The sequence below is a fragment of the Luteimonas notoginsengisoli genome (assembly GCF_042648885.1).
GTDB classification, from domain to species: Bacteria; Pseudomonadota; Gammaproteobacteria; order Xanthomonadales; family Xanthomonadaceae; genus Luteimonas; species Luteimonas notoginsengisoli.
Genome location: NZ_JBHRYF010000008.1, coordinates 935,398 through 950,571, shown reverse-complemented (window position 1 = coordinate 950,571; position 15,174 = coordinate 935,398). Strand labels below are relative to the sequence as shown.

At 69.0% G+C, this 15,174-nt stretch carries 13 protein-coding genes; 4 read left to right on the top strand and 9 right to left on the bottom strand.

The window, feature by feature from the left end:
• Positions 1 to 59: 59 nt before the first annotated feature.
• Together ACFOM9_RS12125 and ACFOM9_RS12120 are read right to left on the bottom strand one after the other, a co-directional pair.
• Positions 60 to 2,159, bottom strand: a complete 2,100-nt coding sequence (locus ACFOM9_RS12125; RefSeq protein WP_386711081.1) for a S9 family peptidase — start codon at positions 2,157 to 2,159, stop codon at positions 60 to 62.
• A gap of 321 nt (positions 2,160 to 2,480) precedes the next feature.
• The gene (locus ACFOM9_RS12120) at positions 2,481 to 3,251 is read right to left on the bottom strand and encodes an AMP nucleosidase (RefSeq protein ID WP_386710906.1); all 771 of its coding nucleotides are present in this window, start codon (positions 3,249 to 3,251) and stop codon (positions 2,481 to 2,483) included.
• Positions 3,252 to 3,734: 483 nt separating this feature from the next.
• On the opposite strand from ACFOM9_RS12120, the gene ACFOM9_RS12115 reads away from it, so the two are divergent.
• The 4 genes from ACFOM9_RS12115 to ACFOM9_RS12100 all read left to right on the top strand — a co-directional run bounded on the left by ACFOM9_RS12115 (position 3,735) and on the right by ACFOM9_RS12100 (position 6,713).
• Entirely contained in the window at positions 3,735 to 4,364 is a 630-nt protein-coding gene (locus ACFOM9_RS12115) for a 2-hydroxychromene-2-carboxylate isomerase (RefSeq protein ID WP_386710903.1), read from the top strand.
• An 81-nt stretch (positions 4,365 to 4,445) separates the two neighbouring features.
• Entirely contained in the window at positions 4,446 to 5,393 is a 948-nt protein-coding gene (locus ACFOM9_RS12110) for a DegV family protein (protein ID WP_386710900.1), read from the top strand.
• A gap of 225 nt (positions 5,394 to 5,618) precedes the next feature.
• Positions 5,619 to 5,960, top strand: a complete 342-nt coding sequence (locus tag ACFOM9_RS12105) for a hypothetical protein (protein ID WP_386710897.1) — start codon at positions 5,619 to 5,621, stop codon at positions 5,958 to 5,960.
• A gap of 51 nt (positions 5,961 to 6,011) precedes the next feature.
• The gene (locus tag ACFOM9_RS12100) at positions 6,012 to 6,713 is read left to right on the top strand and encodes a Dph6-related ATP pyrophosphatase (protein ID WP_386710894.1); all 702 of its coding nucleotides are present in this window, start codon (positions 6,012 to 6,014) and stop codon (positions 6,711 to 6,713) included.
• A gap of 222 nt (positions 6,714 to 6,935) precedes the next feature.
• Here the strand turns inward: ACFOM9_RS12100 and ACFOM9_RS12095 are convergent, their stop codons facing one another.
• The 7 genes from ACFOM9_RS12095 to ACFOM9_RS12065 all read right to left on the bottom strand — a co-directional run bounded on the left by ACFOM9_RS12095 (position 6,936) and on the right by ACFOM9_RS12065 (position 15,151).
• Positions 6,936 to 7,262, bottom strand: a complete 327-nt coding sequence (locus ACFOM9_RS12095) for a putative quinol monooxygenase (protein ID WP_386710891.1) — start codon at positions 7,260 to 7,262, stop codon at positions 6,936 to 6,938.
• Positions 7,259 to 8,089 carry an S-formylglutathione hydrolase gene (gene fghA, locus ACFOM9_RS12090; protein WP_386710888.1) on the bottom strand — a complete coding sequence of 277 codons (831 nt, stop codon included), beginning with the start codon at positions 8,087 to 8,089 and terminating at the stop codon, positions 7,259 to 7,261. Before fghA ends, ACFOM9_RS12095 begins: the two co-directional genes overlap by 4 nt.
• A gap of 149 nt (positions 8,090 to 8,238) precedes the next feature.
• The gene (locus tag ACFOM9_RS12085) at positions 8,239 to 9,348 is read right to left on the bottom strand and encodes an S-(hydroxymethyl)glutathione dehydrogenase/class III alcohol dehydrogenase (RefSeq protein ID WP_386710885.1); all 1,110 of its coding nucleotides are present in this window, start codon (positions 9,346 to 9,348) and stop codon (positions 8,239 to 8,241) included.
• A 20-nt stretch (positions 9,349 to 9,368) separates the two neighbouring features.
• Entirely contained in the window at positions 9,369 to 9,644 is a 276-nt protein-coding gene (frmR, locus tag ACFOM9_RS12080; RefSeq protein ID WP_386710882.1) for a formaldehyde-responsive transcriptional repressor FrmR, read from the bottom strand.
• A 110-nt stretch (positions 9,645 to 9,754) separates the two neighbouring features.
• The gene (locus ACFOM9_RS12075; protein ID WP_386710879.1) at positions 9,755 to 10,393 is read right to left on the bottom strand and encodes a glutathione S-transferase family protein; all 639 of its coding nucleotides are present in this window, start codon (positions 10,391 to 10,393) and stop codon (positions 9,755 to 9,757) included.
• A 287-nt stretch (positions 10,394 to 10,680) separates the two neighbouring features.
• Positions 10,681 to 13,440, bottom strand: coding sequence for a phosphoenolpyruvate carboxylase (gene ppc, locus ACFOM9_RS12070; RefSeq protein WP_386710876.1), 2,760 nt, complete (start codon positions 13,438 to 13,440; stop codon positions 10,681 to 10,683).
• Positions 13,441 to 13,768: 328 nt separating this feature from the next.
• Positions 13,769 to 15,151 (bottom strand): glutamate--cysteine ligase, encoded by a 1,383-nt coding sequence (locus tag ACFOM9_RS12065; RefSeq protein WP_386711078.1) that lies wholly within the window; start codon positions 15,149 to 15,151, stop codon positions 13,769 to 13,771.
• Positions 15,152 to 15,174: the final 23 nt, after the last annotated feature.

Here is a 15,174-nt window from a genome sequence, read left to right as displayed (position 1 = left end):
CAGGGGCCGGGCCGGGCAAGGGCTCGCGGCTGAAGCCGCTCCCACGAGGAACGCCATGTTTACCGACCGCCGCTCTCCACGCCCAGCTGGTCGAGCAGGAACGCATACATCTCCGACAGCTCGCGGTACTTGCGGAAGCGCCCGGACTTGCCGCCGTGGCCGGCGTCCATGTTTGTGCGCAGCAGCACCGGCATGGCGCCGGTGTCGACGTCGCGCAGCCTGGCCACGTACTTCGCCGGCTCCCAGTACTGCACCTGCGAATCCCACAGCCCGGTACCGACGAACATCGCCGGATAGGCGCGCGGCGCAAGGTTGTCGTAGGGCGAGTACGACAGCATGTAGTCGTAGTACGCCTGCTGCTCCGGGTTGCCCCACTCGTCGTACTCGACCGTGGTCAGCGGGATGCTCGGGTCGAGCATCGTGGTGACCACATCCACGAACGGCACCTGCGACAGGATCACACGGTACTTGTCCGGCGCCATGTTGGTGATCGCGCCCATCAGCAGGCCGCCGGCGCTGCCGCCGTGCGCGGCGACGCGGTCGGGCGCGGCATAGCCTTCGGCCACCAGGAAATCGGTGACGTCGATGAAATCGGTGAAGGTGTTCTTCTTGTGCAGCAGCTTGCCGTCGTCGTACCACTTGCGGCCCATCTCCTGGCCGCCGCGGATGTGGGCGATGGCGTAGACCATGCCGCGGTCGAGGAGGCTGACCGCGGTCGCGCTGAAGGCCGGGTCGATCGAATGGCCATAGCTGCCGTAGGCGTACTGCAGCAGCGCGGCCTTGCCGTCCTTCTCGAAGCCCTTGCGGTAGACCACCGACACCGGGATCCTGGTGCCGTCGCGCGCGGTCGCCCACAGGCGTTCGGTGGCGTACTTCGCCGGGTCGTAGCCGAGCACCGGCTGCTGCTTGAGCCGGCGCCGCTCGCCGGTCTCGACGTTGAGCTCGTAGGTCGTCTCCGGCGTGGTCATCGAGGTGTAGCCATAGCGCAGCCACGGGGTGTCGTGTTCGGAATTGACGTCCAGACCCATCGAATAGGCCGGCTCGTCGGCCTTGACGTATTCCTCGCTGCCGTCGCCTTTGAGCAGGCGGATGCGCTCCAGCCCACCGGAGCGCTCGGCGATCGCGGTGAAGCCGTCGAAGAGGTCGAAGTCCTCGATGAAGACGTCGTCGCGATGCGAGACCAGGTCCTGCCAGTCCCGGCGCGAAGTGCTGCCGTCCGGCGCGGTGACCAGCTTGAAGTTGGTCGCGGGCGTGCCGTCGGCGTCCGGGGCGTTTGTGCGGATCACCCAGCTGTCGCCGAGATGGTCGGCGTCGTACTCGACGTCCTGCTCGCGCGGCGCGAGCACGGTGAACGCGGCCGGATCGGCGGCCGGCGCGCAGCGCAGTTCGCTGGAAACCGTGCTGCCCAGGTCGATGCAGATGTACCTGTCGTCGCGGCTGCGGCTGATGCCCATGTAGAAGCTGTCGTCGGCTTCCTCGTAGACGATTTCGTCCTCGCTCGCCGGCGTGCCGAGCACGTGCTTCTTCGTGCGCACGGTCAGCAGGGTATCGGGGTCGTTCTCGACGTAGAACAGGGTCCGGTTGTCGTCGGCCCACGCGGTGTAATAGGCCGCGCCGGTGATGACGTCCGGATAGACCTCGCCGGTGTCCAGGTTCTTGAAGTGGATGCTGTACTGGCGGCGGCCGACGTCGTCCTGGGTCCAGGCGACGATGCGGTTGTCCTGCGACACCTCGTAGTCGGCGAGGCTGAAGTAGTCCTTGCCCTCGGCCATCGCGTTGACGTCGAACAGGATCTCCTCCGGCCCCTCCATCGTGCCCTTGCGGCGCGCGTGGATCGGATAGTCCTTGCCGGTTTCGAAGCGCGTGTAGTACCAGTACCCGCGCTCGCGGTAAGGCACCGAGCTGTCGTCCTGCTTGATGCGCGCGACGATCTCCTCGTACAGCTTGTCCTGCACCGGCTTGAGCGGCGCCATGACCGCGTCGGCGTAGGCGTTCTCGGCATCGAGGTACGCCAGCATCTCCTTGTCCTTGCGACTGTCGTCGCGCAGCCAGTAATACGGGTCGTCGCGGGTGGCGCCGAACGGCGCCTCGACCACGTGCGGCTTGCGCGCGACGTCGGGGGGCGTGGGGACTTGCGCAGCGACAGTCGTGTTGGTCATCAGGAAGGCAGTCAGCAGGAGGATGAGTCTGGTGATCATGGATGGGGCCCCGAAGGAGGGATCACAACGGCGGGCGTTGCGCGACGGGAGCCGACCCGTCCGCAGCCATTGTAGGAGCGGCGGAAGCCGCGAAGCTTTGCGTCGGCCCCTCCCCCTGCGAAGGCAGGGGGAGGTTGGGAGGGGTGTCCACGGTCCGCTGCGATGCCGACGGCACCCTCTCCAACCCGTCCGGTCATGAGGCACCGCCCGATAACGTTCGTGGGGGGAAGCAAAAGCTCGCGGCTGAAGCCGCTCCTACAAGAGCTGGGGAGGGCGCCGCGCTCAGAACCGCAGGTGCTTCACCGACTTGCCATGCCTGCGGATCAGCCGCAGCGCCTCGATGCCGACCTGGATGTGGCGCTCGACGTACTCGGCGCTGACCTTCGCGTCCGAGGCCTCGGTCTTGACCCCTTCGGGGATCATCGGCTGGTCGGACACCAGCAGCAGCGCGCCGCACGGGATGCGGTTGGCGAACCCGGCAGCGAAGATCGTGGCGGTTTCCATGTCCACCGCCATGCAGCGCATCACCCGCAGGCGTTCCTTGAAGGCCTCGTCGTGCTCCCAGACGCGGCGGTTGGTGGTGAATACCGTGCCGGTCCAGTAGTCCATGCCCATGTCGCGGATCATGGTCGACACCGCGCGCTGCAGCGCGAACGCCGGCAGCGCGGGGACCTGCGGCGGCAGGTAGTCGTCGCTGGTGCCCTCGCCGCGGATCGCCGCGATCGGCAGGATCAGGTCGCCGAGCTGGTTCTTCCGCTTCAGCCCGCCGCACTTGCCGAGGAACAGCACCGCCTTGGGCGCGATCGCCGACAGCAGGTCCATCATGGTCGCCGCGTTCGGGCTGCCCATGCCGAAGTTGATCATGGTGATGCCATCGGCGGTGGCGCTGGGCATCGGCCGGTCGATGCCGACGATCGGCGCACCCGCCAGGCGGCTGAAATGACCGAGGTAGCCGCCGAAATTGGTCAGCAGGATGTGTTCGCCGAAGTCCTCCAGCGGCACGCCGGTGTAGCGCGGCAGCCAGTTCTCGACGATCTGTTCTTTTCCCTTCATGGCGCGTCTCCCGTTCGCGCCATTTTGTCATGCCGCCGGCGAGCCCTCCACGCGGCTGCGTCCGACGTGCGTGGCTGCGGACATCGCCAGGTCGCTGCACGCGACCGGGCATCGACCGTGCCGGCAGGTCATGGCCAGCACTGCAGGCGTTCGATCTCCGCGGCGCCGACCGTTAAGGCCAGCGGGCACAGTACGGGGCTGCTGCGATACGCCGCGTCGCCATTCCCCGGCCCGGCAAGCTGGCGTGTCGCGACCTCCGGCGTATGCTGCCGGGCAGGCGCGGGAGACAGCGATGGAACACGGCTACTGGCGGGCGATGCAGGCTGAAGCGGTTTCCGCCGTCGCCGCCGGTGGCGGCGAGCTTCGGGCTCGACGATGCCTTCGGCCGGGGCAACCAGTGGCCGGGGCTGATGGAGGGGGCCTGCCACGTACCGCAGTTGGTCGCGTACCACCTGGTCATCGGCCCGAGGCGCAGAACCGGCCATGAGCGCGCCGCCGCTGCGCTGGTACTTCGATTTCATCTCGCCGTTCGCGTACCTGCAGTGGCCGAAAGTCCGCGCGCTGATGCGGACCGACCCGGTGCTGCCGGTGCCGGTGGTGTTCGGCGCGGTGCTCGATGCCGTCGGGCAGAAGGGGCCGGCGGAGATTCCATGCAAACGCGTGTTCACCTACCGCCACGCGCTTTGGCGCGCGCGGCAGCAGGACATCGCGCTGCGGTTCCCGCCGGCGCATCCGTTCAACCCGCTGGCAGCGCTGCGGCTGTGCATCGCCGCCGGCAGTACGCCCGATGCGATCGACGCGATCTTCGACTGGATCTGGGCGCGCGGCGAAGCGGGCGACAGCGGCGCTGCGCTGGAACCCTTGGCGGCGCGGCTGGGCCTTGCCGCAAGCGCGTTCGCCGACGAAACGGTCAAGGCCGCACTGCGCGCCAACACCGAGGCGGCGATCGCGGCCGGCCTGTTCGGGGTGCCGACGCTGGCGATCGGTGACGCCCTGTTCTGGGGCGATGACGCGCACGACCTGGCCGTGGCCGTCCTGCGCGACCCCGCGCTGCTCGACGATCCCGAGATGCGCCGCCTGGCGACCCTGCCCGAAGCCGCCCGGCGCCGGTGAATTCGCCCCGCGCCGTCCGCGCCAGGCACGCGCGCGCCTGCTGTATCGTGGCGGCCGGCACCACCGCACAGGACCCGGCCCATGCGCATCGGACTCGTCGTCGACTCGGCCTGTGACCTGCCGAAGGAATTCATCGACCGCCACAACATCGAGCTCCTGCCGATCACCGTTCGGATCGACGATGCCGTGCAGGTCGACTATCGCGATCCGGCCGCCACCCTCGCCTATCTCGACGCGCACATCGCCGAACGCGGCGCGAACGCGGAGACCGTTCCGTTCACCGTCGAGCAGATCCGCGACCTGTTCCTGCAGAAGCTGGTGATCGACTACGACTACGTGTTCTGCATGACGATCACGCGCACCCGCAGCCCGATCTTCGACAACGCGCAGCAGGCCAGCTACGCGATCCTCAACGGATACCGGGCGATCCGTTCGGAGGCCGGCAACAACACGCCGTTCGCGCTGCGCGTGATCGACACCCGCAACCTGTTCAGTGCGCAGGCGATCCTGCCCATCGAGGCGGTTCGCCTGCGCGAGGCCGGGGAGGAGCCGCCGCGCATCCGCAGCCGGCTCGAGGAACTCGCGGTGAACACCTACGGCTACCTGATCCCGCGCGATCTGTATTACATCCGCAACCGCGCGCGCACCAAGGGCGACCGCAGCGTCAGCCTGTTCAGCGCTGCGCTCGGCACCGCGCTGGACATCAAGCCGGTACTGCGCGGCTACCGCGGCGACACCGGTCCGGTCGCCAAGATCAAGGGCTTCGAGGCGGCGACGCAGCAGACGTTCGAATTCACCGCGCGCCGGGTGGCCGCTGGCCTGCTGACTCCCACCGTGGCGCTGTGCTACGGCGGAGAACTCGACGAGATGCGCGCCCTGCCCGGCTACAGCGCGCTGCGCGACGCCTGCGACGCCCACAACATCGAAGTCTTCGAAAGCGTGATGAGCCTGACCGGCATGGTCAACGTCGGCAAGGGCGCGGTAGTGGTCGGCTTCGCGGCCGAGCCGCACGAGTTCGGCAAGCCCTGATTCGCGCGGACATCCTCCGCTCTCGTGGGAGCGGCTTCAGCGGCGAGCTTTTCCGTCTATTCCGAAGACATCCAACTCACGCCCGCCTGCTAGCCTGTCAGCATTCCGCCAGGAGCGGCGGAAGCCGCGAGCGATGCCCCTCTCGTGCTACGCAAGGCGACGAAGCAAAGCCCGAGGCTTCTGCCTCTGCTACGCAAACCCGACCCCACACCCGCGAGGACAACGATGGCCACCCGCTACTACGTCGCAATCCCCGATCCGGCCAAGGCGCGTGCCGCCGGCGAATTCGCATTCCGCTCGCAGGGCGCCGAGGGCATGGCGCAGGAGCTGCAGGAAGCCTTGCGCACCAATGCGCTGTTCGAACGCTGGCGCGCATCGCAGGATGATCCGGACGAGGTCGATCCCGCGCTCGGCCTCACCGATCCCGGCGCCACCGTCGAAGGCCGCCAGGACGACCTGCACATCGATCTGATCGTGGTGACGTCGATCGCCGGCACGGTGTTCAAGCAGCGCCTGCGCTGGCTGGCCGGTAGCGCCTGGGAACTGCGCGATGTGTCGTCGGCCTGAGTTTCTCCGCCGCATGCCGCTCCATCAGCGTCGGCCGCCTCCCCGCAGACGATGACGCGCAGCGGCCTGCGCAAGCCGGTGCTGCTGTGCTGGAGCGGCGGCAAGGATGCGGCGTGGGCGCTGCACGCACTGCGCCGGCGCGACGACGTGGAAGTCGTCTCGCTGCTGTCCAGCATCACGATCGAGGACGATCGCTCTTCGATGCAGGGCGTGCGCCGCGACGTGCTGCTGGCGCAGGCGTCGGCGTGTGGCCTGCCGCTCCTCGAAGCGCGCATGCCCGCCAACTGCGGCAACGACGTCTATGAAGCTGCGATGGCCCGCGCGCTGGCCGGAGCGGGCGAGCGCTGGCCCGGGTTGCGGACGGCCGCCTTCGGCGACCTGCTGCTGGAAGACCTCCGCGCCTGGCGCCAGGCGCAGTGCGCGCGCGCGGGCTGGGACATCCTGACGCCGCTGTTCGGCGCCGATACCGCGCAGCTCGCGCGCGACATGCTCGACGGCGGCTTGCGCGCCCGCCTGTGCTGCGTGGATACCGGGCAGATGGACGCGACCTTCGCCGGACGGGACTTCGACGCGGCGCTGCTCGGGGATCTGCCGGCAGGCGTCGATCCCTGCGGCGAGAACGGCGAGTTCCACACGTGCGTCTACGACGGCCCCATGTTCGTCGCGCCGCTGGCACTTGAACGCGGCGAAACTGTCCTGAGCGGCGAGCGCTTCGCCTGTACCGACTTCCTGCTGGACTCGCGCGGCGCGTAGGAGCGGCGGAAGCCGCGAATCTAGCCATGGCGCTTGCCTGTCGTCGCGGAGAAGGCTTTCTTGTAGAAGCAATTTGCGCCGCGATCGCCTGTTTTCTGGGCACTCGAATCAAGGGATCGCGACTGAAGCCGCTCCCACGAGGCCAGCGAGCATCGCCTGCGAACGACCTCCTCTCGCAGGCTCGCGGCTTCCGCCGCTCCTACGAGGGCAGTTGACGTTGGGTCAGGTTTCGCGCGACCACCGGCGCAGCGGCACCAGTACCTGCGGCTCGCGCGGACCCTGCAGCAGCTGCGGCAGTTTCGCCTCATACGCGCGTCGATAGGGCTTGTCCTGGCGGGCGAGGAAGGTTTCCACGTCGGGCTCGGCCCAGCGCTCGTACAGGGTGAACACGCTGGAATCGTGCGCGTCGCGATGCAGGTCGCAGGACAGGAATGTGTCCTCCTGCGACATCGCGTCGGCGATCGCCGCGATCTCACGCAGCCACTCGTCGACGCACTCCGGCTTCACCCGCACCACGACGTGGAACACCAGCGGTACGGGCGTGCTCATGCCCGCATCGCCCGGGCATGGTGCGCGATGTGATCGCCGATGAAACTGGCGATGAAGTAGTAGCTGTGGTCGTAGCCGGGCTGCAGGCGCAGTTCCAGCCGATGGCCGGCCGCAGCGCAAACCGCGCGCAGGAGCTCGGGCTTCAGCTGCCCGGACAGGAATTCGTCCGCGTCGCCCTGGTCGACGAGCAGCGGCAGTTTCTCGCGCGCGCCCTTCACCAGTTCGACCGCGTCGTACCGCTTCCAGGCTTCCCGATCGTCGCCAAGGTAGGCGGCGAATGCCTTCTCTCCCCACGGCACCTGCGATGGCGCAACGATCGGCGAGAACGCCGACACGCTGCGGTAGCGGCCCGGGTTGCGCAGCGCGATCACCAGCGCGCCGTGTCCGCCCATCGAGTGTCCGCTGATCGCGCGCACGTCGGTGGCGGGAAACTTCGCTTCGACCAGCGCCGGCAGTTCGTCGGCGACGTAGTCGTACATGCGGTAATGCTTCGCCCACGGCTCGCGCGTCGCATTGACGTAGAAGCCGGCGCCCTGGCCGAGGTCGTAGGCCTCGTCGTTGGCCACGTCCTGCCCGCGCGGACTGGTGTCCGGCGCCACCAGGATGACGCCGTGCTCGGCGGCGTACCGTTGCGCGCCGGCCTTGGTGATGAAGTTCTGCTCGTTGCAGGTCAGTCCGGAGAGCCAGTACAGCACCGGGCACGGCCCGTGTGCGGCCTGCGGCGGCAGGTACACGCCCACGGTCATGTCGCAGTCGAGCACCTCCGAGCGGTGCCGATAGACGTCCTGCCAGCCGCCGAAGCAGGCGCGATGTTCGATGCGTTCCATGGTGCTTGCCTCGCCGTTTGTGCGTACACGAGCCCCGCCGTCGAGCGGGAGATGCGTCGGGTGAAGGGACGGGCTCCGAGAAGACCCGTCGTCCATGCCCGCCCTGCCTCGCGGAACAGATTTCTCTCGAATGCGGGGCAGGCCACCGGTCAGTAGTGGATCACCGCGCGGATCGACTTGCCCTCGTGCATCAGGTCGAACGCTTCGTTGATCCGTGCCAGCGGCAGGGTGTGGGTGACGAAGGGCGCCAGCTGGATGTCGCCGCGCATCGCCTCCTCGACCATGCCGGGCAGCTGGCTGCGTCCCTTGACGCCGCCGAACGCGGTGCCCATCCACTTGCGCCCGGTGACCAGCTGGAACGGGCGGGTGGAAATCTCCTGCCCCGCGCCGGCCACGCCGATGATCACGCTCTGGCCCCAGCCGCGGTGCGCGCACTCGAGCGCCGCGCGCATCACGCTGACGTTGCCGATGCATTCGAACGAATGATCCACGCCCCAGCCGGTCATCTCGACGATCACCTGCTGGATCGGCATCTCGGAGTCCTTCGGGTTCACGCAGTCAGTCGCGCCCATCTGCCGGGCCAGCGCGAACTTGTCGGCGTTGGTGTCGATCGCGATGATGCGGCCGGCCTTGGCCTGCTTCGCGCCCTGGATCACCGCCAGGCCGATCGCGCCGAGGCCGAACACCGCCACGCTGTCGCCTTCGGCCACCTTCGCGGTGTTGTGCACGGCGCCGATGCCGGTGGTGACGCCGCAGCCGAGCAGGCACACGTGCTCCGGATTGGCCTCGGGATTGACCTTGGCCAGCGAGACTTCGGCGACGACGGTGTACTCGCTGAAGGTCGAACAGCCCATGTAGTGGTGGATCGGCTTGCCCTGGTACGAGAAGCGGCTGGTGCCGTCTGGCATCAGGCCCTTGCCCTGTGTCGCGCGCACCGCCACGCACAGGTTGGTCTTGCCGGATTTGCAGAACAGGCACTCGCCGCATTCGGCGGTGTACAGCGGGATCACGTGATCGCCGGGCTGGACGCTGGTCACGCCCTCGCCGACCTCGACCACCACGCCCGCGCCCTCGTGCCCGAGTACGGCGGGGAACACGCCTTCGGGATCGTCACCCGACAGGGTGAACGCATCGGTATGGCACAGCGCGGTGTGGGTGATCTTCACCAGCACCTCGCCCTTGCGCGGCGGCTCGACGTCGATCTCGACGATCTGCAGCGGCTTTCCTGCCTCGAAGGCGACGGCGGCGCGTGATTTCATGGCATGTCTCCGGTGTGCGGTTATCTGAGATAGGAGCGGACCAGCGCGACGGCGGAGTCGATGCCGGCCTGGCGTTGTTCGGGGGTGGCCGCGGCCTGCACGAGTTCCTCGCGCAGGTGGCTTTCCAGCACGCCGGCCATCAGCCCGTTGACCGCGCCGCGGATCGCCGCGATCTGCTGCAGCACGGGCGCGCAGTCGGCACCGGCATCCAGCGCGCGTTCGAGCGCGTCGAGCTGCCCGCGCACGCGACGGACGCGGGCCAGGACGCGCTTTTTCTCGGCAGGGCTGTGGGGCATGGATCGGCGTCGCTGGATACTGGGCCCCAGTATACCGGACCCGTTCGCAGCGACGCGACCGCGTCCCGGCACGGAGGACATCGGGCCCCATCGTCAGATCTGGCGCCGCCCTATTCGGGCTTCGCAATCAGCGCATCGTCGAGCGCCGCGGCGCGCTGCGCGGCTTCGCGCGCTCGCAGCCGGTGGGCGTACTCGGCAAACGCCGGTCGCTCGGGCAAGGTCTTGAACAACAGCCCCCACGACACCTGGCTGCCGACGTACACGTCGGCCGCGGTGAACTGGTCTCCCAGCAGCCACGGCGAAGCGGCTTGCACCGCGATTTCCAGAGTGTCGACGGTCTGCTCGAAGCTGCCATAGCCGACCAGCCCCGCGCGATCCGCCGGCGCCAGCAGACCCATCGACTTGGCCGACACCGCGGCTTCGACCGGGCCGGCGGCGAAGAACAACCAGCGGTAGTAGGCGCCGCGCAGCGCGCTGGCGAGCGGCGGCGCCAGCCCGGCATCGGGAAAGGCGTCGGCGAGATAGGCGCAGATCGCGGCGCCCTCGGTGACCACCGCGCCGCGATGCACGATCGCCGGCACCTTGCCCATCGGGTTGATCGCCAGGTATTCGGGCGATTTCTGCGCGCCGTCGAACGCGAGCACGTGCGTGCGGTAGGGCTGCCCGACTTCTTCCAGCATCCAGCGCACGATGCGCCCACGCGATTGGGGATTGGTATAGAAGACGAGGTCATTGCGGTCCTGGGACATCGGAGGACTCCGGCGGAAAGGGACTTCGAGTCTAGATCCGTTCCGGTCTCTTGCATGGCGGCTCCGGCCGCAGGCTGTCGCACCCTGCGAAGGTAGAGGGATGCTGCGAAGAGGCGGCTACGGATTGCGGCGCTGAAGCGCCCCTACAAACCGTCGGCCACCGGGCTCGGGTCGACAGCATTCTTCAGGCAGCGAGCCGATGGGCCGGCGGCCTTCTCACCTTGGCCGTCGCAAGGGATCGCATGAAAGCTCGCGGCTGAAGCCGCTCCTGCAAAAAAGAGAAGGGCTCAACCGGTGTTCTGGATTCCCGCGGCGATCCCGTTCACCGTCGCCAGCAGCGCGCGCAGGGTGTCGTCGTCCTGGCGGCCGCCTGCGCGCCAGCGGCGCAGCAGTTCGACCTGCAGCAGGCTGATCGGGTCGACGTAGGGATTGCGCAGCCGGATCGACAGCCGCAGGCGCGGGTCGCGGGTCAGCAGCGCGTCCTCGTCGCGGATCGCCAGCAGCGTGTCGCGGGTGCGGGCGAACTCGTCCGCGATCCCGGGAAAGAACATGTCGTGCGCGCTGGCGAGGCGCGAGTAGCGCTCGAAGATCGCCAGGTCGGATTTCGCCAGGGTCATTTCCAGGTCGTCGAGCAGGGTGCCGAAGAACGGCCAGTCGCGCGCCATTTCCGCCATCGCCTCGCGGCCGTGGGTTTCCACGCCGTGACGCAGCGCCTGGCCGACGCCGTACCAGGCGGTGAGGCCGGAGCGGTTCTGCGCCCAGGCGAACACCCAGGGAATCGCGCGCAACCCGCGGATCCCCGCATTGCGCCGGCGCGCTGGTCGCGACCCGATGTGCAGCCGCTCGATCACGTCGATCGGCGTTGCGGCGCGGAAGTAGTCGTCAAAGCCCGGCGCGTCGTAGACCAGCGCGCGGTAGTGCGACCGCGCCACCCCGGCGAGCTCCGAGGCGATCTCGCGCCAGCGTGCCTCGCGCGAATCCGGCGCGCGCGGGCGCAGGCTGGCCCGCAGCACCGCCGCGGTGGCCTGCTCCAGGTTGCGCAGCGCCAGTGCGCGAATACCGTACTTGCGATGGATCACCTCGCCCTGCTCCGTCATGCGCAGGCTGCCGTCCACCGAGCCGCGCGGCGCGGCCAGCACCGCGCGGCTGGTCTTGCCGCCGCCGCGGCTGATCGAGCCGCCGCGGCCGTGGAAGAACACGATGCGCACGCCCGACGCCTGCGCGAGCGCGGACAGCTCCACCTGGGTGCGCTGCAGCGCCCAGCGCGAAGCGAGCAGGCCGCCATCCTTCGCGCTGTCCGAGTACCCCAGCATGACCGTCTGCCGATCGCCGCGCGCGCGCAGGTGCGCGCGGTACACGGGGTCGTCGAACAGGGCGCGCATGACGGCCGGCGCCGCGTCGAGGTCGTCGACGGTCTCGAACAGCGGCGCCACGTCCAGCGGCACGCGCGCGTCCTCGCCTTCCACGCAGTCGGCCATCCGCGCCAGCGCCAGCACGGCCAGCGCGTCGGCGGCGCTGCGCGCCATGCTGATGATGTACAGGCCGATCGCATCGTCGCCGTGCGACCCGCGCAGTTCGCACGCTTCGCGGAACACGGCCAAGGTCGAGGCGGCGACTTCGTTCTCCGGCACCCCGCCGGCGGCTTCCTCGCCCTCGATCGCGCGGTGCAGGCGCTCGACCTGTTCCGGCGCCGGCCGCGAGGCCCAGTCCGGATCGGCGAGCAGCGCGGCCAGCGCCTCTTCGTGCACCGCCGAGTCCTGGCGCAGGTCGAGCGCGGCGAGGTGGAAGCCGAAGCCGCGCGCGCGCCGCAGCACGCGCTGCAGCGCGAAACGGCCGGCGTGCTCGCCGCGATGGTGTGCCAGGCTGGCGTCGAGCAGTTCCAGGTCGGCGATGAATCCATCCAGGCCCGCATAGCCGTCGGCCTGCGACGTACCGGTCGCCGCGAGCCTTGCGTCCATCAGTTCGAGCAGCACGCGATAGGGCATGTCGGCGCGGCGCGGCGCGATGGCGGCGATCACCCCGGGCCACTGCGCGCCATAGGCCTCGATGCGCGCGAGCAGCGCGTCGTCGACCTCGACCCGGCCCAGAGACTGCGTCAGCACCCCGCCGAGCGCGCGCAGGTCGGCGCGGTACTGGGCCAGGGCCAGCGCCCGCTGCGCGTCGAGCGCGGCACGCATGGTGTCGGCGTTGACGTTGGGGTTGCCGTCCATGTCACCCCCGACCCAGGTGCCGAAGCGCAGTACCTTCGGCACCGCGACGCGCTGGCCGTAAACCGCTTCGATCGCATCGGCGAACGCCTCGTAGAACACCGGCAGCGTGCGGTACAGCACGTGGGCGAGATAGAAGCCGACGTGTTCCACTTCGTCCTGCACGGTCGGCTTCTGCGACGGGGCATCGGCGGTCTGCCAGGTCGAGGTCAGCGCCAGGCGGATGCGCGCCTCGTCGGAGCGGCGCTCCGGCGGCGTGCGCGAGCGGTCGATGTCGGCGACCAGGCGCTCGACGATGGTGCGCTCCTTGTCCAGCAGCGCGCGGCGCACGATCTCGGTCGGGTGCGCGGTGAACACTGGCTCGACCGACAGCCGCGGCAGGAACGCGGCGAGCTCGTCGAACGACACGCCGGCGTCGCGCAGTTCGCCCAGCACCGCCTCCAGCCCGCCGGGCTGCGGCGCGTCGCCGTTGCGCTGGTGGTCGCGACGGCGGCGGATGCGATGCACGCGCTCGGCGAGGTTGGTGGCGCCGAAATACGCGGCGAAGGCGCGCACCAGGGCTTCGGCGTCGTCGGGCGGCACCTCGCACAGGCGCGTGGCCAGGGCGTCGATGGGTTCGTCGTTCTCGCGCCGGGCGATGGCCATGCGCCGGACCGATTCGACCTGGTCGAGGAATGCCGGCGACTGCTGTTCGGCCAGCATCTGCCCGACCATCGCACCCAAGCGGCGGACGTCGTCGCGCAGCAGCGCGTCGGTCTCGGCGAAGTCGATGTCGCGCAGCGGCGCAGCGGTATCGGCGTCGGGATCGGTGAGGGTGTTGCTCGATTCGGATTTGCCCATGCCGAAAGCCTACACGCCGTTTCGCAACGGCTGCGAAAACGGCGTTGCGGAAACCCTGTAGGGCCGGCTTCAGCCGCGAGCTTTCAGCTCCCTCTCCTGCGAAGGCAGGGGTGAAGAAGGCGGTTTTCGAACCACTGGTTCGCGTCCTGACGAACGCCATCGAGCTGCGCTCGATGGCCGGGCAGGCTGGGGAGGGGGTGTCTTTCGGATCGGCGCGAACCGTGGACACCCCTCCCAGCCTCCCCTGCCTTCGTAGGGGGATGGGCAAGAGCAACAGCTCGCGGCTGAAGCGGCTCCTACAGGAGCCGAGAGGCCGCCGGCTTGGCGATCAGTACGCGAACTCGCGGAACACCGGATCCACGCTGCCGTTCCATTCGCCATGGAAGAGCGCCAGCTTGCGTTCGGCCGGGGTCTCGCTGGCTTCGGCGGCTTCCACCAGCGTGGCGAGGAAGATGCTCTCGTCCGCGCCGTTGCCGTTGAGGCGGGCGCGTCGCCGCAGGCCGCCGGCGGAAATCTTCAACGCCTCCAGGGCGAGCTCGCGCACGCTGCCGCCGCGGAACGGCAGCTTCAGTGCGCGCGCCGGCACGCCGTCGCGGAGTGCATGGCGCTCCTCCCGCGTGAAGTCCTTGACCAGGTCCCACGCCGCGTCGAGCGCGGCGTCGTCGTACAGCAGGCCGACCCAGAACGCCGGCAGCGCGCACAGCCGGTTCCAGGGGCCGCCATCGGCGCCGCGCATCTCCAGGAACTTCTTCATCCGCACTTCCGGGAAGGCGGTGGTCATGTGGTCGGACCAGTCGACCAGCGTTGGCAGCGCCCCCGGAAGCACCGGCAGCCTGCCTTGCATGAAGTCGCGAAAGCTCTGGCCGCTGGCGTCGTGGTAGGTGCCGTCGCGGTAGGAGAAATACATCGGCACGTCGAGCAGGTAGTCGACGTAGCGCTCGTAGCCGAATCCGTCCTCGAACACGAAGTCCAGCATGCCGGTGCGATCGGGATCGGTGTCGGTCCAGATGTGCGAGCGGTAGCTGAGGTAGCCGTTGGGCTTGCCTTCTGTGAACGGCGAGTCGGCGAACAGCGCGGTCGCGATCGGCTGCAGGGCGAGCGACACGCGGAACTTCTTCACCATGTCCGCTTCGCTGGCGAAATCGAGGTTGACCTGCACCGTGCAGGTGCGGGTCATCATGTCGAGCCCGAGGTCGCCGACCTTCGGCATGTAGGCGCGCATGATCGCGTAGCGACCCTTGGGCATCCACGGCATGTCTTCGCGGCGCCACTTGGGCTGGAAGCCCATGCCGAGGAATCCCAGGCCGCGTTCGTCGGCCACCGTCTTGACCTCGCGCAGATGGCCGTCGACCTCGCTGCAGGTCTCGTGGATGGTCTCCAGCGGCGCACCCGACAGTTCGAGCTGGCCGGCCGGTTCGAGCGTGACCGAAGCGCCGTCGCGCAGCAGTGCAATGGTGCGGCCGTGTTCGTCGACCTTGTCCCAGCCGAAACGGGTCAGCCCCTGCAGCAGCGACTCGATGCCGCGCTCGCCGTCGAACACAGGCGGCCGCAGGTCGTCGAGGCGGAAACCGAACTTTTCATGCTCGGTCCCGATGCGCCAGTCGGCCTTGGGCTTCTCGCCCGAGGCGATGTATTCAACGAGTTGCTCGCGCCCGGTGATCGGCGTGTCGGCGGCATGGCTGGGGCTGGACAAGGGCGCGCTCGCTTCGATGACATTGGAAGACGCCGGCCCGC

Excerpts from the sequence above, each read along its gene's own strand:
- ACFOM9_RS12095 (WP_386710891.1), bottom strand. The coding sequence starts at position 7,262 with ATGAGCACGCCCGTACCGCTGGTGTTCCACGTCGTGGTGCGGGTGAAG.
- ppc (WP_386710876.1), bottom strand. The coding sequence starts at position 13,440 with ATGGGCAAATCCGAATCGAGCAACACCCTCACCGATCCCGACGCCGAT.
- ACFOM9_RS12110 (WP_386710900.1), top strand. The coding sequence starts at position 4,446 with ATGCGCATCGGACTCGTCGTCGACTCGGCCTGTGACCTGCCGAAGGAA.
- ACFOM9_RS12100 (WP_386710894.1), top strand. The coding sequence starts at position 6,012 with ATGACGCGCAGCGGCCTGCGCAAGCCGGTGCTGCTGTGCTGGAGCGGC.
- ACFOM9_RS12115 (WP_386710903.1), top strand. The coding sequence starts at position 3,735 with ATGAGCGCGCCGCCGCTGCGCTGGTACTTCGATTTCATCTCGCCGTTC.
- ACFOM9_RS12085 (WP_386710885.1), bottom strand. The coding sequence starts at position 9,348 with ATGAAATCACGCGCCGCCGTCGCCTTCGAGGCAGGAAAGCCGCTGCAG.
- ACFOM9_RS12125 (WP_386711081.1), bottom strand. The coding sequence starts at position 2,159 with ATGACCAACACGACTGTCGCTGCGCAAGTCCCCACGCCCCCCGACGTC.
- frmR (WP_386710882.1), bottom strand. The coding sequence starts at position 9,644 with ATGCCCCACAGCCCTGCCGAGAAAAAGCGCGTCCTGGCCCGCGTCCGT.
- fghA (WP_386710888.1), bottom strand. The coding sequence starts at position 8,089 with ATGGAACGCATCGAACATCGCGCCTGCTTCGGCGGCTGGCAGGACGTC.
- ACFOM9_RS12075 (WP_386710879.1), bottom strand. The coding sequence starts at position 10,393 with ATGTCCCAGGACCGCAATGACCTCGTCTTCTATACCAATCCCCAATCG.
- ACFOM9_RS12105 (WP_386710897.1), top strand. The coding sequence starts at position 5,619 with ATGGCCACCCGCTACTACGTCGCAATCCCCGATCCGGCCAAGGCGCGT.
- ACFOM9_RS12120 (WP_386710906.1), bottom strand. The coding sequence starts at position 3,251 with ATGAAGGGAAAAGAACAGATCGTCGAGAACTGGCTGCCGCGCTACACC.